This window comes from Chryseobacterium sp. C3 (genome assembly GCF_014218905.1).
GTDB lineage: Bacteria > Bacteroidota > Bacteroidia > Flavobacteriales > Weeksellaceae > Chryseobacterium > Chryseobacterium mucoviscidosis.
Window position 1 is genome coordinate 328,275 of sequence record NZ_JACLCU010000002.1, and the last position, 17,443, is coordinate 345,717.

Consider the following 17,443-nt stretch of genomic DNA (forward strand, 5'->3'; position numbering starts at 1 on the left):
ATTGCTAAAATAACTAAAGGTCAAGAAGCTTGTGCAAACGACAATAACCTTTTAAATGTTTATAAAGTAAATTATGTTTCGATAATTGTGACAAAACGAATAAAGTTTAAAAAGAGATTTGAAGCAAACAAAAAAATAAGTTAACGACATAAAATCTATCTAAATGAAACCTCTAGTTCGTGTAATTAAGCACAATACGCATCCTGGAGAAATACTAAATGATTTAATTATTGAACCAAATAATCTGAATATTGAAGAGGCATCAAAGCTTTTAGGTATTACAAAAGCAACTCTTTCTGATATTATTAATGGTAAAGGATCAATTACGAATATTATAGCAACAAGTATTTCAAAAGCCTTTGGAGGCAGTCCAGTTTTTTGGGTTCGCTTACAAGCTGTCTATAATTCAAGAAATGAAAAAGAAATGGAAGAAAAGGAATTCTTAAAAGTATTGCCTGATGAAGAAGATGACTATTTTGATGATTTTGAAAATGATTTTGATAAATCTGAGTGGACATGGTAAAGCCAATTAAAACTGAAAAACAGTACGAAGAATATATTGAAAGAATATACGTGCTGTTGCAGAAGAATATTAAAGCAGACTCAAAAGAGTCAAACGAATTAGAAATGCTTTCAATTTTAGTAAAAAAATACGAAGAAAAATACTATCCAATCGAAAAACCTAAATCTTTATAGTTATATAATAGTATAAATATAGGGTTTAATACTTGAAGCTGTCAAGCTACTTAATTCATTCACATTACATAAACAGATATAATAAAAATTTTGGAAATATCCAGAGTCTGGATTTTTATGTCTCCAAACAAACTCTTTAACGTATTAATTAAAAATTTTTTTAAAATGAAAAACAAAATCAATTTACTAATTACAAGTGCATTAATACTTTGTTCTAATGTGCTTTACTGCAATTCAATCAATCAGGAAATTACTGATCAGAATTTTAAAATGTTCTTTTCTTGCGGATCAGAAAATTTTGAAAATATTCCTACAAGTTCCAGTTCTTTTGAAACAAACAGCTGGGTAAATAATAATATCACATGGACGGCTTCTGATTCCCGAACCGATCAAACAATTAATAGTAAAGCAATTGTTATCAGAAATGGTAGTCTTACGAGTTCTATTATTACAGGAGGAATTAAAAGTCTTACTGTCACTACACAATTAAAATTTTCAGGAAATCCGGGAAACCTTATTTTGGAAATTAATGATATCCAAGTTGGGACAATACCTTTTAATTCCGGAGTTGTGACAACAACACTTGATAATATAAATATCGCAGGAAATATCATTATTAAGCTTGTAAATCCTAATACGGGACAGAGAGTTGCTATTGATGATCTTTCCTGGACATGTTATTCAAATTTGGGAATTAGTGAAATTGATAAGGTGGCTCAACTTTCAATTTATCCTAATCCAATTAAAAATGGTGAATATCTGTATCTTAATAAAAAGGTAAATGAAGTTCTTATTTATAATAGCGAAGGAAAACTGATTAAGAAATCAAACTTAATAAGCAATTCAATATTAATAGATAATCTACTGAAGGGTATGTATTTTCTTAAAACAGAAAATACGACACATAAATTTATAGTTAATTAATTATTTGAATTGTAATCTTTAAGACAAAAAATCCATCTCTAAATTATTTGAGATGAATTTTTACGAGTTAATTTAACTCAAAATGAAAAAACTATTCAGACTTTTCATAACCCTGCTGAAGCTTTCCAGATTACATTTGCCCTGTTTTTTCTTTGATAAAAGTAAGCATATTCTTTTAAGCAACTATTAAGTAAACACGAAATAGCCATATTTCCCTATCGCTTTCTTACTACAATTTAAATGTCTAACAAGATTTTTTTTCTCGGTGAAAAAATGTTATTTTAGAACGCATTAAAAACTAATATTTATGGAAGAAATTGAACTTTTAAAAGATTTTAATTCAAGAATTATTGAAATCTACAAAGAACAAAATTTGGTGTCAATCTCTGGAAAAGATGGTAAATTGAATCTACCTAACGGTAAGCCTTTACTTTCTTGGAGTAATAGTATAACGAGACACAGAAACTGTGCTTTTGAAACAGCTAAAACTGATTATCAACATCTGATAGATGATTTGATTTTTATATCAGATGAGCTAGTATATTTTACAGCACATTTATTTCTTTATCGTGATTATATTAATGACCCTCTAAAAGATGCAGTCACAACTACGGATGGTCAGGTTTTCTATCCCGTATATACAAATGTTGCAGGTAAAAGATATGCAATGTATCTTAACGTTTGTTACGAGAAAGTATATAATTATTGGGATAGAATTGGTGATATAATTGCTTCTTTTTTTCCAACAGACTTTACCGGTAATATTTATTTTCTATCCGTCATGAGGTCATTACACGAAACTTATGCTGGCAGTTCTGATTTTGATTGGTTATATGATTTTGCCACAACTATTTTCACAGATTATAATGCAAATAGAATCAAAACAGTTCATACCATTTCTCATGGCACAGAAAATAAATGGAAACAGCTAAGTCAAGTAGGAGATGAAGCTAAAACTAGAGAATTATCTGAAAAGATTATGGGTTACCCAGAAGAGTTTAAAAAAATGACTGATTTATGTATTGAAGGAGTGATTAGAACACTTGGCTTTCTTGAGTTTGTAAATAAGGATAAAGGTTATCAATGCCCATAATAGTTATAAAAAATGTTGCCATTAGGTAGCATTTTTTTATTTAAAAGAAAGTTCATAGCTGAAATCAACCTCATATTTTGTCTTTTCATCAATATCCTTATACCTCTCTGCTACATCTGGAAATTTATTGACGATGTTTTTTATCATTATATTAGTCATTAAGTATGAATAAAAGAGCATCAAAAATAAATTCTCTTTCATAAATGGATGCTCTTTAAGGTGTTTTGTCATTTTTAATTGTAATGCTAAACTTCCTTCCGAGTGTGCATAAACAGAGGCGATGTAATAAAGTTTTGAAAATACTCCTTCCGGAGCAAATCGAGATTCTGCAAATAAGGTATCCCAACTCTTAAATAACTTTCCGGAACCGTTTTCTAATAAACTTTTTTGTTGCTTATCTGATAGGGTTTTAAAGATTTCATTATTTGAGATACTTTTCTTTAATTCTTCAATAGTATTCTTTTCGTTTTCCAGTGTTTTTTCATCAAGAGCTTTTGAGTTTGCAAAGACTTTTGCCCTCAACATCATTGAGGACATAATCCAAGATTCAAATCTTAGTTTTTTCTCGTCATCTATTTTAGAATTAATATACAAATGCTGATACATAAGCAAAGACTCATACTGAGATCGTACTATGGTTATAATTGATGACAGGTCTAAAAACTTAATCTCGGGAAAGTTCTTACTGAAGAATCTTGATTCCACTGAATGTCCGTCTGAAAGCTTAATTAGACTTAAGTTTTGTAAATGAAGTTTGATAATTAATTGTTCCGAGTAAATATCCTTATCTTGTAACTTAATTTTTTTTTCTGCTAAAACTTCATGTAAGTAAATAAGTAAATCAGAAGAATTAAACAGTCTTTTTTTTATTTCCTCAATGTTTTTCTTTTCATAGAGCATAAGTAACTCAATTGCCCACAGTCCCTCTTGGTCCATTTTTAATTTATCTACAAATTTTATTTCTATTAAAAATTATAATAATGCTAGAGTTTTACTTAACTAATATTTCTGAAATTCTTTTCCATTCCATTCCATTTAAACTTGAATTTCTTGGGCTTAAATTATCCCAATCTGTATTTGTTAAATCACGAACCCTCTTCCTTAAAGTTGTGTAGGAATATTCATTTATACCTCTTTCGATTAAATCTTCAAAAGAAAATGCAAGTGCTCTTGGAACACCAATCATTCTAAACGCTAATGATTTTTCATTGTCAACTCCAAAGTAGACTAGAGACGGAATATGAGAATCTTGTATATCTGTATTTCCTTTTACTATTCCTTCTAATGCACTTAATCCCCAAGATGCCTTAAATCTGATATCATTCATTTTTTTTACAAATTCGGTGATACGATCCTCAGTCTCTTTCTCGTCTGTGTTTTGAATATTATATATTGGATGGATATTAGCAATATTTGATAATTTATCACCCTTTACCCAATCGATTATTATTTTGGCGTACAATTCCGGATTAAATTGACTTTGGGCATCTACTCCTAATTTTGTCTCTTTTAAAGCAGCAATTACTTTTATTTTCTCAGTTAAGTTTTGTGGGTTTCCACTATCAAAAAGCTGTTCTTTTGACCAGCTTGATAAATCACTGATTTCTGTATTTGTTCGAGCTTGTCTCATTACATTGATAACAGAAGGTACAGAGAAACCTGTTTTATCAGCAAAAGCCAGTACACCTTTGTCACTATATCTAGATTGTAAAGTCAAGTAGATCGATTTACAGATAGATATGAATTTTTGTCTCTTCTCTTGAGTGTCTAAAAGATAGTATTCTAAAGAGTCCTTGAAAAGATCTTCAATTTCAGTTACATAATATTCATTCCCTCCAACAGTTAGAAGATGTACAAAATATTGAATTAGTGGTGAAAGTGAATTAGAATAGTCCCTGAACAAGTCATAAAATCCAGTAGGTTCTTTAAGCTTTTGTTCAATATAATCTGCATTTTCAAATAGTTCTGCTAAAACACTTGTTAAAGTATTTGCACTATTACGAATTAGATCTTTAGCATTATCTACATTAGCCTTGCTGTTAAAAGGCATAATTATTTTACCGTAATTGTCAACAAGTGTCCTGCCTGCTCTTCCTGCTATGTTCCAAAAGTCATTTGAATCTAATTTGTTATACTGACCTCTTCTGTAATCATCAAAAAAAACTGATGAAACCGGAAAATTTACTCCCTCAGCTATTGTGGTAGTTGCACATACATATTGTATGTGCTTTTCTCTGATTAAATGCTCAACCAAAAGCTTTGTTTCATCGGACATACCACCATGATGTGTAACAATTCCTTTGTCGATGACTTTGGATAAGGTAGTTTGACGTCCAATTTCGTCTTCAATGAATTTTTTAACTAGTTTAACATCATCACTTGAGTTATATTTTTGAACCTTATCATAAATGAAATCAGCTCTACTATTTGCAGTTCCTTTTCCATAACAAAGAATTAACATTGTCTTTTCCTCCTCTGAAAAATGGTTTACTGAAAATTCAAGAATTCTGTCTTTTTTTCCGGAACTTTCTAACGTATATGGATTTTGAATGATAGTTTTTTCAATCGGTCTGATTGAATCATAAGGCGTTTTAAGAACTTCTAAATGAATTTCATTTTTGGTAATGGTTTTCTTTACATCAATACCTAAGATAAGTTTTTCGGAAGGTTTCCAGTCAACATATATCGAATTACCTCCACCAAGCCATTCAGTAATTACTGCATTTGCATTTTGGATAAATGGTGATAGCAGCATATATTTTGCATTAGGACGTTCTCTTCTTAAAATAGCTAACAGTAATTCTAATTTCGCTCCTCTTTCTCCATTCTGAATGGTATGAGCTTCATCAATGATAAACATAGAAACATCATCAACAGATGGATGTCTTCTTCGTATCAAAAGATCTAATTTTTCAGGTGTTGAAATTAAAACATCTATTTTTTCGTCACCACTCAAGAAAGAGTCTTCCGTTGGGTCTACTTCAATAGCAGAAGAAGTTTTCTCGATGGCAAATCCTATTTCTTCAAGGTCTGATTTTAGATCATAATAGACTTGGTTTACAAGAGCTCTAGATGGAACGACGTAAACAATCTTTGCGTCTGCTCTTAAAGCTTTTGTAATAATAATATTAAATTCTGCTAACAGAGTTTTACCGGCACTTGTTGGCATCTGTAAAACAGTTACATTGGCTGCAACGTCTAAAAGGTTTTCAGTCATTGCCTTTCTTTGAGAAGGTAACAACTCAAGCATGCCTGTTTCAGCCTTGATTCTGCAAAGCTCTCTAATTTTATCGTTAAATTTAGTATTAGTCCAAATCGCATTTTTATGAATTGCATTTAGACCAAATTCAAATATTTGAAATATACCCAGCAAGCGCGGTTCATTAATAGCCGCTTTTTTAGCAATGTCCAAATGCTGTCTGATTACTGAATCTATACGTTCCCTATATTCATAGCCCTTCACTAAGTAAGTCGCAGTTTCAACTAATGCTTTTGTAAGATGATATAATGACAATAGAAGATACGCTTCATTTACTTCGTCTCTAGCTGTAAACTGTTGTAAGTATCCTTCTTCGTATCCTTGTTGTTGATTTCTTAAATTATCAATTATAGAAAGCGCCTCTTCAATATCTTTGAAACCGTTTTTCTTACGAACTAAAAGAAGATAGGCTTCCATTGTCTCATTAATCAATTTAAACTTCCAATCTTCGGTTTGGTAATTTGAAGTTTTAAATTCTTTAAGATCAATTCTTATATTGATGTTTTTTTCTGCTTTTAATGCAATATTAGATAAATAGAAATAATATAATATTGTTTTATCAATACCTTCAAATCCGAATGCATTTTGAAAATCATTGGCATCATTCTCCGATTCAATGTTTATTGATTTTAAAAGTTTATAAACAATATTACTTTCTGAAATCAAATCTTCCTCTTCAGAAAAAATATTATTTGTAATGAAAAAGGTCAATCGGATGATTTCCGAATTATTTAAATTCGATTCTATAGGTAGTTTTAATTGATCAAAAATGTACAATTTCTCACTTTCACTTAAAAGTGAAAGTATAGATTCTTGCTGCATTATGGCATTGACAATATTCTTCATCAATTATGAAATCAATTGTTGTACTTTTTCATAAAACATTTTAACTGTTTCTTCAATGGTTTTATCTTTAAATGATAAAATTGAAAAATGAACTTTTCCAGGTTCAAAATTTACTTGTTCGGACTTCATTTTTCCAAAATCCGAATCTTCATTAACACATTCAAAATCGCGTATTAAGGTACAACCATATGTAATGTCAATTTTATCTTCGAATTTATGTTCAAGACAAATTATTGCAAAGCCAATTATTTCCGCATCCTTAATATTTAATCTCCTTGCATAGTCTGATAATCGCTGTATAACAACAGGGGTATCATTTTTATGATTTGTATGGGTATTAAATATTGAATCCGAAGAATTATCAACAACCGATGGTGGTGTTTTTTTATCCTGTGAAACTTTAGCCTCTCCTAAAAGAATTTCTATTTTATTATCAGAAGTTTCCTTATAGCCGATTGCATCCAATCCTCTACCAGGCATATCATACCTTTCTCTGAAAGTTATATTTTTCAATGGTATAATAAATCTCTCACCTTCAGCAATTTTTTCTTCAAAATAATAGGTCATTAATAATTCCCCCAGATCACTGCGATAAATATCTTGGAGAACAGCTGGCTTGAGTCCTTCCTCTCTCTTTTTATCAAGAGGAACGGAATTTTTTTTAATTATTTGTTGGAGTACTTCTGTTCCAAATCCTAAATTCCCAAACAAAGTTTGTTCACCGATATCACTGTAATTAAACAAAGTTGTGCTTCTTTGCTCTAAATACTTTTGCGCAAATTTTTCAATAAAATTATCGGCAACTTTGATATCTAATTTTTTATGTATATGCATAATTTTAGGATTTGCAAATTTACTATTTATCCTCAGATTTTTTCTTTAAAAATACGTTAAAAAATGATGTGAATTTAGGGTTTATGACTTAATTTTTTTTAATTGTAATTAATGTCCGACTTAATTAAATGAACTAAAAGTATCTTTGAGATATACAAATGATGTAAGACATGAAAAAAAATCTTCTGAATGGATTTTTCTTTTGTGCTCGATCTGAATTTTTTTTGTTATCAAATCATGATAAAGACCTAAATATGATACTGAAGAAATTTGTTCAGCTTTCAATCTCTTAAAAAAAATCTCGAAGTTTGGAACTCCCAGTGCTTTGGGATTTTTACTTGAACTATCAATCGCCTCTACAAGATTGTGAAAAACATATTCCTGATTGGCATCTGCTGCCGGATTTGTGAAGTCTCCTACACTTAAAAAATCCTTTTCCCAATAATTTCCCATTGTAAAACTATGTTGATTGGAGTCAGCATCTAAAGCTTTATTAAATTGTAGCACATCTGTTTTAAAATCTATATCGTAATAATTGGTATCTACTAATTTACCAATTTTCAGAATTTCATCGCAAGTGTATTCGTTATCACCAGTTAATATATCATTTAACATCTTTCGGTGTAAATATCCTTTGTATGGATTGTAAGTGCATAATGTGAAACCATAGGGATATGGAGCAGAGCCATATTTATTATGAAAGATGACAAACCCGTTTATATTTTGACGGTTAAATATTGTCGTTATATAATTTATAAACCCATCTTTATTTTTGACTTCGGACTTTGTATAATATTCAAAAGTATCAAAGCATTCGTATGAAAATAGGTTTCTGTAGTCTTCTTCTTTTATATCCTTGATAGGATTGATAATTTTTAAATTGAGATGTTGAATTTTTTTTTGTTCAACAGTAAAATCTAGGTGAAGTGGTAGCGCTTGAATATTTTTCCATAAAATAGAATACTCAAGGGCGGAAAGTGGGGTTACTCTCCACTCGGTTGAGATAGGAATCCATATTACCTGTAAATTGGATAATCCTTTGAATCTGTTTTGCAAGCCAAGATTGTATGCAGAAAGCTCTGTGATAGCTTGTCGCTCACTGCTTGAGCTTATTTTAAGTTCAATCAGTGCTATGTTTAAACTTTCAGTGTTATACGCAAGAATATCTACCGATGGCTGTTTTCCCTGTGGTATCCCAGTTTCTAACAATTGAAATTCAGGACCAATTAACTTGTAATATTCTATGTTTTTTGTTGAGTGTGATACTTTATCTATTAAAACTAATTCTACAAGATCTGAAATCTTGATAGGTGCAGAACTTTCAAAAATTTGTTTTTTTTGATTCTTTATCTCATCGTTATATTCCTCAATGTTTGATATTTTTTTATGGAAAGTATTAAAGTTTTCGCAAAGATAATCTCTTACCTCACTTTCTCTCATGGTTTTTTATTTCTAAATATATTGATTTTATTTAAAAAAATAGACTTCTAAAACTTTAAAATTATTAATTAATACGAATAAAATATCGTGAGTTTATATTTTGTTTTTTTGTAATTAATGAGTAAATTTTACGATTAATTATTTTGCACTTATGAGAAAGTTAATTGAAGATTTTGAATGTGACGATGACGAGTTGATTGCAGGTTATGACTGGATAAGAGGCTTTTTGTCCACAAAAGACTGGGTGAAGAAAAAAGACAACATTGAAAATTGTTTACTCGAAAAACTTAAACCCGTTGATCCTTCAAAAAATATTGCTGAAAGCAAACGTCTTTTAATTGAGGATGATAGAATTGGCTGGTATTTGTATTTAGCTTATACATATATTTATGAACGACATAAGTATAATTATTTCTCAGGTGCTCGTGTTTTGCCAATATTTAAACAAATTGGAAAATATATAAATGTTGTTAAAAATATTCCTGGGATTCACAAAAAGGTTAGAGATATGCTTAGGAAAAGGCCTAATGAGGCTGATGCAATCCTATTCGAAATCCTGACAGCTTTATTATGGAGCAGAAATGGTTATTCGGTTGAGATCATAAGTGAAAATCAGGGTGCTCTCGGTAAGAATCCAGATTTTCTTGCAATAAAAGGAGATGAAAGTTGGGAAGTGGAATGCAAGAGATTAGGTCCTTCAGAATATACAGGCAGGGAGACAGTGAAGAAGCTTAAAATGATTAATGAAGTGAAGGATCTACTAACAAAAAATAATATTTTGTTATACGTTGATATTCATACGGAATTGTTTAACCTTTCCGACTCGTTTCTTAAAGATCAATTAGAAGACCTAATTCCAACAATTGGATCCGAAGAAAAACATTTGGCTTTACCTGAAGCTGATATAAGAATTTCGAAGATTGATGTTGAAAAAATAAACAATCATTTAGAGACACATTTTGTTAAAAATCACTCACCCCAGCTCTTAGAGTTGATAGCAGGAAAACCTATAGATCATCAAGGTTTTACTTGTGGCTTAGATGCAAAGTTCCAATATGTGGAAGGCAATTTACTTAGTCAATATTTGGATAAGGTAAGAAATGTTTTTGGACTCTATTTTAATTGTGATGCGCATGAGTCAATTTCTGCAAAGGCAAAAGATGCAGGAAGACTAATAAAAAAAGCAATAAAGCAGTTTCACGGTGTGACTGGGGGTGTAATTCACGTAGGTATAGAAACTATGGACGGTCCGCTAGTTGAAAAGTTGAGAACAGAGAAGGTTTTAAAAACCTGGGAAGATTTTGGTACGAATGAAACTGCACTTTGTTGGATCTTTTATCATTATTTTCAAGCCTATTCACGTTCTTATAGAGAATGGTCTTTTGATGAGACAGTAAACTCTGCTACTAACTTAGTATATCCTGAAAATCCACTTCCTATCCATTTCTTAGTTGTACCTGAGGAGGAAGTAACAATTGTAGATGGTTCACATTGGGAAAGAGAAGCGCCGTAATGTTATTTCAAACGATAATTTTAATAAATGTTTAAGGAAACACAAAAAACGTTATGATTGTATTATATTTATTATTTGTTTAAAAGAATAATATAAAAAGGAGAATGTAAAAAAAATAGCCACCCTTTTGACCACCCTAAAAACAAAAACCTCTGAAAATCAAATGATTTCAGAGGTTTTTTGTACCCAGGACCGGGATCGAACCGGTACTCCTAAGAACTGGTGTTTGAGACCAGCGCGTCTACCAATTCCGCCACCTGGGCAAGTGTGTTACCTTGTTTCGAATCGGTGTGCAAATATAGAAACTTTTCTTTATACTCCAAAGTTTTTCAAAGAAAAATTTTAAAAAATAATCTCCAAGCCATCGTAGGCAAGGTGCATTCCGGCTGGAAGTAGTTTATCTTCAACGTCATGCAATCCTAAATGATGACTGATGTGGGTTAAAAATAATTTTTCAGGTTTCAGTTCTTCAAATAATTTAATAACATCCGGCAAAATGAAATGAGCAGGATGGGGATCAGACTTCCGGATGCAGTTTAAAATCAAGACATCGAGATTTTTTAATTTTTCTTTTTCCGTTTCAGAAATAAATCCGGCATCCGTTATATAAGCCAGTTTTTTAAATTTATAACCGAAAACGGGAATTTTAAAATGAATGACCTCAACCGGTGTAATTTCAGTATCTAAAACTGTGAAAGTTCTGTTTTCAATTTCATGAAGTTCAAAAGCCGGAGCTCCGGGATATTTTTCATCCGCAAAAGCATAAGGAAAACGTTTTTTAACTTCGTCGGCAACTCTTGAGGAACAGTATAAAGGAATATCTTTTCCGGTTTTGAAAATAAGGGGACGCATATCATCAAGACCGATAACATGGTCATTATGTTCATGAGTAAGCAGAGCAATATCTACACGATCTTCCTTTTGTGTAAGCATTTGCTGCCTGAAATCGGGTCCGCAGTCGATAAGGATTTTTTTGTCTTCATCGGTGGTTATCATCACAGAAGACCGAAGACGACTGTCTTTGGGATTACCTGAAGTACACACTTCACAAGTGCAGCCAATAACAGGAACACCCTGCGAAGTTCCCGTTCCTAAAAATTTCAACTTCATTTTCTTTTGAGGTTGGTTTAATTTTGGTAAATTTACGAAAAATTTAATGTCCTAATGTATCAGAAACTAACTCCTAAACAAAAAGCATTAACAATTAATCTAGATCCTACTATTTATGGTACTTTCGCAGAAATTGGAGCAGGGCAGGAGACAGTCCGACACTTTTTTAGAGCAGGGGGAGCTTCCGGTACAATTGCTAAGGCGATGTCGGCTTACGACAAAGATTTTAGTGATGCCATCTACGGAAAAGAGGTAAAAAACAGATACGTTACCCAAAACAGACTTCGAAAAATGCTTCGCTATGAAGTCGCTCTTATCGAAGAAAGAATTTCAAGAGAAAGCAATCCCAACAGAAAATATTTTTCTTACGCCAATACTGTTACCACCATCAATTTTGATAAAACAGTGAAAGGTCACGGCTGGGTTGGAATCCGTTTTCAGGTAAAGGAGAACGAAGATTATAATGAAATCGTTATTCACGTAAAGTTCAAGGAAAATGATGCCACGTTGCAGCAGGAAACCCTTGGAAATCTGGGGGTAAATCTTATTTTCGGAGCCTTTCATTACTACGACAATCCTAGAAATTTAATTGAATCTTTATACGACGACGTTGCAAAAGACAATCTTGAAATTGATATGATCGATTTCAGCGGACCTGCTTTTGCGTATGTGGATAACAGACTGATGTCTTTACAGTTGGTTAAAAACGGAATGACGGATGCTGTGATTTTCAATTCGGAAGGGAATAATATGCTTCCTGCAGATATTTTGTATAAGAAAAACATTTTTGCGGTAAGAGGAAGCTTCAGACCTGTAACGAAGGTGAACATCGATATGCTTCAGAACGGACTCAATATGTTCATGAAAGAAGTAACCTGTACTGAGGATGAAACCGAAGTTTTAATAGAAATTACCATTTCAAACCTTCGCGCCGACGGAGACATCAATGAAAGAGATTTCCTCGACAGAGTAGATGTTCTCGGCAAATTAGGATATACCGTAATCGTATCCAATTATTCTGAATATTACCGACTGATTGATTATTTTGCTTCCTACACAAGCGGAGAAATCGGTGTGGCAATGGGGGTGAATAATCTTTTGATGGTATTCGACGAAAAATATTATAAAAATTTATCGGGAGGAATTCTGGAAGCTTTCGGGAAATTTTTCCGAAACGGCATGAGAGTATACCTGTATCCTTATAAAGATCCGGAAACTCACGAATTACTGGATTCCGATAACCTTAAAGTGGAAGAAAACCTTAAGGAGCTTTATAAATATTTCAAGCACAACAACCGTATTGTAGATATTACCAATTATAATCCGGAATTTTTGGAAATTTATTCCAGAGATATCCTGAAGAAAATAGGGTGCAATATGAAAGGATGGGAAAATCAGCTTCCGGAAGGAGTGGCAGAGATGATAAAAGAGCGTGGAATGTTCGGCTACAAAGAAGAACTTTCCTTAAAACAATTTTCTTAAAACAGTAAAAAAATGTCAGAATTAAAAAAACGACTTTCGTCTATTCTTGAAAGTCCGAAACATAATACAGAAGAGAAACTTCAGAAAGTTTGTCACCTTTTGGATCAGGAAATATCCTATTTCAACTGGACGGGTTTTTATTTCAAAAACGGAGATAAAGATGAGTTGAAACTGGGACCTTACGTTGGAGCTCCGACGGATCACACCATCATTCCTTACGGTAAAGGAATCTGCGGTCAGGTTGCCGTTTCCAATGAAACGTTTGTTGTTCCCGATGTACATGAAGAAAGTAATTATTTAAGCTGTTCTATCGATACCAAAGCGGAAATTGTAGTTCCGATTTTCAAAGACGGACAGAATATCGGTCAGATCGATATTGATTCTCATACGATTGATCCTTTTACAGAAGAAGACAGAGAATTATTGGAATGGCTGTGTAACGAAGTTTCTAAAATTTTGTAAAAATCTCGCTTTTAAAGTATTAAAATATAAGACTCCGGCTCGAAGAGCCGGAGTCTTTTGTATGATAGGATAGATCAAAATTTCCTTTCGAAATGGTATCAATAGAAACGGACTGTAGTCCGTTTTCATAAACAAATGAATAAATTGGCTTCAGCCAAAACTTAGAAAATCTATAAAAAAAGAGTGACTGCTATTCGTGAAAAAATTAGTGAAATTCGTGTTTAAGATCAGAAATAAGTTCCTTAAAATAATTTTCGCACTTCGCAATGTGCGTTCCGTACCATGAAAACGCCTCTCCGTCTACAATCATTATTTTTTTATCAGGGTAAAACTTCTTTAATTCTTTAATATGTTTCTCTTTAAAAGGGAACGGTTCAGAAGACAGCATTATCAGTTCCGCTTCCGCAAGATCTTCCGTCTGAATCACAGGATAACGTTTCATATCTTTAAAAATATTTTCAAAACCGATCTCACCCAGAATTTTATGAATAAAAGTATCGGAACCTATCGTCATATAAGGATTATTCCAAATTAAGTAGGCAACTTTTATGGGAGATTCAATTTTTGCGTGGTTGAGAACATCATAGATTTTAAGATTAAAAAGCTGTGCTTTTTCTTCCCGATGAAAGATTTTGCCTAAATTTTTAAGCATATAATAATTGTCCTCAATATTTTCAACATTGGTGACGATTACCTTGAAGTCCTGCATTAAAGCTTCCACCTGTTCTTTTACATTTTCTTCCTTATTGGCTAAAATAAGATCAGGCTGTAAAGCTTTTATTTTTTCGATATTGATGTTTTTCGTACCGCCGATAACTGGTACATCTTTTACCTTTTCAGTGGGATGAATACAGAATTTCGTTCTTCCGACCACTTCTTTTTCTGTTAAACCTAAATCAAATAAAGCCCCCGTAATCGAGGGAACCAAAGAAACTACCTTCATTGTACTATTTTAGATGTCGCCTAAAATTACAAAAGTTTGCCCGTTAAGAAAAGTCCTGCAACAGAAAAATAAATGATTAATCCCGTTACATCCACCAACGTTGCCACAAAAGGAGCGGAAGAAGTTGCCGGATCGAGTTTTAATTTTTTAAGAATGAAAGGAACCATAGAACCCGAAAGTGTTCCCCAAAGTACGATCATCACCAGAGAAACGCCTACACTTAATCCTACAAAAGCCCAGTGAATTCCATAGTCGAAAAAACCTGCTTTATGCCAGATCATAATTCTCAGGAAACCGATGATTCCTAAAATTCCGCCCAATGATAAACCTGTGAAAATTTCTTTTCTCATCACGTACCACCAGTCTTTCAGAGTGATTTCCTGAAGTGCCATCGCTCTGATAATCAGAGTTGCAGCCTGTGAACCGGAATTTCCTCCGCTGGAAATAATCAAAGGAACAAAAAGTGCGAGAACAACCGCTTTCTGAATTTCATCCTCAAAATAACCCATCGCCGAAGCCGTAAGCATTTCAGAGAAAAATAAAATAATCAGCCACATTCCTCTCTTTTTTACCATTTCGATTAGAGAAGTCTGCGTATAAGGAACATCCAAAGCTTCCAATCCCCCGAATTTCTGGATGTCTTCCGTATTCTGTTGCTCAATCTGGTCGAGAATGTCATCAATCGTTACGATTCCTACCAGAACTCCCGCTTCTGTAATAATAGGAAGCGCAGCACGGTCATACTTTTCGAAATACTGTACCGCATCCTCTTTAGTCGTCGTTGTGGTAATCGCAACAAAATGATTATCCGTAATTTCTGAAACCAAAGTTTCTTCTTCTGCCAACAAAAGACTTCCCAGAGCAATATCGTCAATCAGTCGGTTTCTTTCGTCCACAACGTAGAGATAATTCATCGTCTCTACCTTACTTCCCACTTTTTTAATCTGCTGAAGACATCTTTTAATTGTCCATTCTTTACGGATCTGGATGTAATAAGGCGTCATAAGACGGGCAATAGAATCAGAATCGTAGCCTAATAATTTAAGCGCAATTCTGCGTTCCTGCGGATTAAGATGATTGATGGAATACTTAATAAGTTCATCCGGAAAATCCTCAAAAAGAGCCGTTCTGTCATCCGGAGTCATCGCATTCAGGATTTCTGAAACCTCGTCGCTCCCGATACTTCTGATCGTTTCTTCCTGAAAATCGGGATCAAGATGCGAAAAAACATCTGCTTTGTATTCTTTCGGAACTTTTAGAAATGCCAAAAGCCTCTCGTCCGCGTGAAGTTCGCTAAGAGTTTCGGCAATATCGGCAGGGTTGAAGATAAGTTCGTCTTTAGAATTCAAAACGTCAAATTTTTAAGAGTAGTGCAAAAATAGCCCAAATTTTTAAAATTGCCCAAAGAACTGCAAAATTTAAGGATTATTTAAATTTCTGAGAATAAAAAAAGCATCTGCAAAAAAGCGGATGCTTTGAAAAAATTAAATTTTAAAAGTAATAGATTATTGTTTTTTTTCGTCTGCTGAATTTTATTATTCAGTATACATTCTCATATACTAAGGTTCAATGCAGGCATACATATAACACGCATAATTGCAGCAATATCCGCCAAAGCAATGGGAGTCTTTCGTACACTGTACCAAAGCGGCTCCATTGATTTTCTCCTGCTCTTTTCTTGTTAGTTTCTTTAGATTTTTCATAATAATCTTTTGGGGTTAAACTTCCGGACAGTTGTAGTAGACACAAACATTTTGACAGCAGGATCCACCCGGACATTCAAAATGGTAATGACATTTCTGAAGACCTCCGCCGTTGATCTTTTCCTGCTCTTTTCTGGTGAGCTTTTTCAGGTTTGAATTTTTCATATTATTTAGATTTAATGTATGCTAAAAATACAAAAAAGGTTTTAATTATTCACCTATAATTGAAAATTATATGATTTTAATATGTTGGATTACTGATGAATATATTTAAATAAAAACAATTCAATAAAAAAAGAACCTGCAAAAGCTGCAAATGCTAAGAAATTTCAATTGAGATAGTTTGAATGAATTGTTTCAGACTAAATTAATAAAATATTTTTAATTATTCACACAGGGATGAATTTAATTTTGTAAGATTCAATGACTTGCATAATAGTTTTAACTGCCGGAAATTAAAATCCAGATTCTGCAGAAGGTTTAATTTTTTTTAGCTGTTTTAAAATTCCTTTGATGGCTCCGTTGGTTCCTATTTTTACAGAATTTACAGTGGAACCAAGCAATCTCATGTTCTTTTTATACGTATCATAATCCGTTTCGGTAACCAGATTGCCTTCTGCATCAAATAGTTTCATGCTAACCACGACCTGATTGGAAAAAACATATTTTCCGATTCCTACTTTGAAATATTTTACTTTCGGAACAATGGCAAAATCGGCATCGTTGTTTTTACAGTAATCCCAAACGGTCTGCTTGTCTATGCTGTCAAAAGAAATCTGAGTTTCCGTTCTCAGCATTTTGTTTTTTCTTTCGCTTAAATTATCGGAGACTGCGCTGAAGAAAGCCGTATTGGTAGGTTCTTTAATTTCCTGAAGGTCGGGTTCTACCTCAGGATTGAAATATAAAACTTTTTTGATCTTGTTTTCATGGCTTTTCTGAGCTTTTAATAAAGAAAAACCTGCAAAAAGAGCTAAAGTAAAGGTGGTAAATGTTATTAATTTTCTCATCACTAAATTCGTATGCAAAATTACTGCCTTTTAGTGGGGTAGCATAATTTTTTTAAGAAATTTTTAACATTTTTTTCTATCAAAATCAATAAATGAAATCAATAATGTTGGCAGAATAAAAAAATAGTCGT

Annotated in this window: 17 protein-coding genes and 1 tRNA gene; 7 read left to right on the top strand and 11 right to left on the bottom strand. The window is 32.6% G+C overall.

The window, feature by feature from the left end; translation table 11 throughout:
• Positions 1-163 precede the first annotated feature (163 nt).
• The 4 genes from H6W53_RS05320 (at position 164) to H6W53_RS05335 (ending at position 2,713) form a co-directional block, all read left to right on the top strand.
• Positions 164-523, top strand: coding sequence for a HigA family addiction module antitoxin (locus H6W53_RS05320; protein ID WP_185205118.1), 360 nt, complete (start codon positions 164-166; stop codon positions 521-523).
• Positions 517-696: a hypothetical protein gene (locus tag H6W53_RS05325; protein ID WP_053077116.1), complete on the top strand. Its 180-nt coding sequence runs from the start codon at positions 517-519 to the stop codon at positions 694-696. The genes H6W53_RS05320 and H6W53_RS05325 overlap by 7 nt, the downstream gene beginning before the upstream one ends.
• 165 nt (positions 697-861) lie before the next feature.
• Positions 862-1,620, top strand: a complete 759-nt coding sequence (locus H6W53_RS05330) for a T9SS type A sorting domain-containing protein (RefSeq protein WP_185205119.1) — start codon at positions 862-864, stop codon at positions 1,618-1,620.
• A gap of 307 nt (positions 1,621-1,927) precedes the next feature.
• Positions 1,928-2,713: a Cthe_2314 family HEPN domain-containing protein gene (locus tag H6W53_RS05335; protein ID WP_185205120.1), complete on the top strand. Its 786-nt coding sequence runs from the start codon at positions 1,928-1,930 to the stop codon at positions 2,711-2,713.
• A gap of 36 nt (positions 2,714-2,749) precedes the next feature.
• On the opposite strand, the gene H6W53_RS05340 is transcribed toward H6W53_RS05335, so the two are convergent.
• From H6W53_RS05340 to H6W53_RS05355, 4 genes are all read right to left on the bottom strand, one after another.
• Positions 2,750-3,649: a hypothetical protein gene (locus H6W53_RS05340; protein ID WP_185205121.1), complete on the bottom strand. Its 900-nt coding sequence runs from the start codon at positions 3,647-3,649 to the stop codon at positions 2,750-2,752.
• Positions 3,650-3,704: 55 nt separating this feature from the next.
• Positions 3,705-6,818, bottom strand: a complete 3,114-nt coding sequence (locus H6W53_RS05345) for a DEAD/DEAH box helicase (RefSeq protein ID WP_185205122.1) — start codon at positions 6,816-6,818, stop codon at positions 3,705-3,707.
• 3 nt (positions 6,819-6,821) lie between these two features.
• The gene (locus H6W53_RS05350; RefSeq protein ID WP_185205123.1) at positions 6,822-7,652 is read right to left on the bottom strand and encodes a Hachiman antiphage defense system protein HamA; all 831 of its coding nucleotides are present in this window, start codon (positions 7,650-7,652) and stop codon (positions 6,822-6,824) included.
• Between the two features lie 120 nt (positions 7,653-7,772).
• Positions 7,773-9,092 carry a hypothetical protein gene (locus H6W53_RS05355; protein ID WP_185205124.1) on the bottom strand — a complete coding sequence of 440 codons (1,320 nt, stop codon included), beginning with the start codon at positions 9,090-9,092 and terminating at the stop codon, positions 7,773-7,775.
• Positions 9,093-9,243: 151 nt separating this feature from the next.
• On the opposite strand from H6W53_RS05355, the gene H6W53_RS05360 reads away from it, so the two are divergent.
• Positions 9,244-10,605, top strand: coding sequence for a hypothetical protein (locus H6W53_RS05360; RefSeq protein WP_185205125.1), 1,362 nt, complete (start codon positions 9,244-9,246; stop codon positions 10,603-10,605).
• Between the two features lie 183 nt (positions 10,606-10,788).
• On the opposite strand, the gene H6W53_RS05365 is transcribed toward H6W53_RS05360, so the two are convergent.
• Positions 10,789-10,868, bottom strand: a tRNA-Leu gene (locus H6W53_RS05365).
• 79 nt (positions 10,869-10,947) lie between these two features.
• Entirely contained in the window at positions 10,948-11,715 is a 768-nt protein-coding gene (locus H6W53_RS05370) for an MBL fold metallo-hydrolase (RefSeq protein WP_185205126.1), read from the bottom strand.
• Between the two features lie 54 nt (positions 11,716-11,769).
• Between H6W53_RS05370 and H6W53_RS05375 the strand changes: the two genes are divergently transcribed.
• Together H6W53_RS05375 and H6W53_RS05380 are read left to right on the top strand one after the other, a co-directional pair.
• Positions 11,770-13,197, top strand: coding sequence for a nicotinate-nucleotide adenylyltransferase (locus tag H6W53_RS05375; RefSeq protein ID WP_087711500.1), 1,428 nt, complete (start codon positions 11,770-11,772; stop codon positions 13,195-13,197).
• 12 nt (positions 13,198-13,209) lie between these two features.
• Positions 13,210-13,659 (top strand): GAF domain-containing protein, encoded by a 450-nt coding sequence (locus H6W53_RS05380; RefSeq protein ID WP_087711498.1) that lies wholly within the window; start codon positions 13,210-13,212, stop codon positions 13,657-13,659.
• 205 nt (positions 13,660-13,864) lie between these two features.
• Here the strand turns inward: H6W53_RS05380 and H6W53_RS05385 are convergent, their stop codons facing one another.
• The 5 genes from H6W53_RS05385 to H6W53_RS05405 all read right to left on the bottom strand — a co-directional run bounded on the left by H6W53_RS05385 (position 13,865) and on the right by H6W53_RS05405 (position 17,312).
• The gene (locus tag H6W53_RS05385; RefSeq protein ID WP_185205127.1) at positions 13,865-14,602 is read right to left on the bottom strand and encodes an ABC transporter substrate-binding protein; all 738 of its coding nucleotides are present in this window, start codon (positions 14,600-14,602) and stop codon (positions 13,865-13,867) included.
• A 26-nt stretch (positions 14,603-14,628) separates the two neighbouring features.
• Positions 14,629-15,951, bottom strand: coding sequence for a magnesium transporter (mgtE, locus tag H6W53_RS05390; RefSeq protein ID WP_076395417.1), 1,323 nt, complete (start codon positions 15,949-15,951; stop codon positions 14,629-14,631).
• Between the two features lie 210 nt (positions 15,952-16,161).
• Positions 16,162-16,305 (bottom strand): bacteriocin-like protein, encoded by a 144-nt coding sequence (locus H6W53_RS05395; RefSeq protein WP_165763011.1) that lies wholly within the window; start codon positions 16,303-16,305, stop codon positions 16,162-16,164.
• Between the two features lie 15 nt (positions 16,306-16,320).
• Entirely contained in the window at positions 16,321-16,470 is a 150-nt protein-coding gene (locus tag H6W53_RS05400) for a hypothetical protein (RefSeq protein WP_157967233.1), read from the bottom strand.
• 290 nt (positions 16,471-16,760) lie between these two features.
• Positions 16,761-17,312 carry a pyruvate decarboxylase gene (locus tag H6W53_RS05405; RefSeq protein WP_076395419.1) on the bottom strand — a complete coding sequence of 184 codons (552 nt, stop codon included), beginning with the start codon at positions 17,310-17,312 and terminating at the stop codon, positions 16,761-16,763.
• Positions 17,313-17,443 lie beyond the last annotated feature (131 nt).

What these genes read in the sequence shown, in the direction of transcription:
- H6W53_RS05320 (WP_185205118.1), top strand. Translation starts at nt 164, where the DNA reads ATGAAACCTCTAGTTCGTGTAATTAAGCACAATACGCATCCTGGAGAA.
- H6W53_RS05325 (WP_053077116.1), top strand. Translation starts at nt 517, where the DNA reads ATGGTAAAGCCAATTAAAACTGAAAAACAGTACGAAGAATATATTGAA.
- H6W53_RS05330 (WP_185205119.1), top strand. Translation starts at nt 862, where the DNA reads ATGAAAAACAAAATCAATTTACTAATTACAAGTGCATTAATACTTTGT.
- H6W53_RS05335 (WP_185205120.1), top strand. Translation starts at nt 1,928, where the DNA reads ATGGAAGAAATTGAACTTTTAAAAGATTTTAATTCAAGAATTATTGAA.
- H6W53_RS05340 (WP_185205121.1), bottom strand. Translation starts at nt 3,649, where the DNA reads ATGGACCAAGAGGGACTGTGGGCAATTGAGTTACTTATGCTCTATGAA.
- H6W53_RS05345 (WP_185205122.1), bottom strand. Translation starts at nt 6,818, where the DNA reads ATGAAGAATATTGTCAATGCCATAATGCAGCAAGAATCTATACTTTCA.
- H6W53_RS05350 (WP_185205123.1), bottom strand. Translation starts at nt 7,652, where the DNA reads ATGCATATACATAAAAAATTAGATATCAAAGTTGCCGATAATTTTATT.
- H6W53_RS05355 (WP_185205124.1), bottom strand. Translation starts at nt 9,092, where the DNA reads ATGAGAGAAAGTGAGGTAAGAGATTATCTTTGCGAAAACTTTAATACT.
- H6W53_RS05360 (WP_185205125.1), top strand. Translation starts at nt 9,244, where the DNA reads ATGAGAAAGTTAATTGAAGATTTTGAATGTGACGATGACGAGTTGATT.
- H6W53_RS05370 (WP_185205126.1), bottom strand. Translation starts at nt 11,715, where the DNA reads ATGAAGTTGAAATTTTTAGGAACGGGAACTTCGCAGGGTGTTCCTGTT.
- H6W53_RS05375 (WP_087711500.1), top strand. Translation starts at nt 11,770, where the DNA reads ATGTATCAGAAACTAACTCCTAAACAAAAAGCATTAACAATTAATCTA.
- H6W53_RS05380 (WP_087711498.1), top strand. Translation starts at nt 13,210, where the DNA reads ATGTCAGAATTAAAAAAACGACTTTCGTCTATTCTTGAAAGTCCGAAA.
- H6W53_RS05385 (WP_185205127.1), bottom strand. Translation starts at nt 14,602, where the DNA reads ATGAAGGTAGTTTCTTTGGTTCCCTCGATTACGGGGGCTTTATTTGAT.
- H6W53_RS05395 (WP_165763011.1), bottom strand. Translation starts at nt 16,305, where the DNA reads ATGAAAAATCTAAAGAAACTAACAAGAAAAGAGCAGGAGAAAATCAAT.
- H6W53_RS05400 (WP_157967233.1), bottom strand. Translation starts at nt 16,470, where the DNA reads ATGAAAAATTCAAACCTGAAAAAGCTCACCAGAAAAGAGCAGGAAAAG.
- H6W53_RS05405 (WP_076395419.1), bottom strand. Translation starts at nt 17,312, where the DNA reads ATGAGAAAATTAATAACATTTACCACCTTTACTTTAGCTCTTTTTGCA.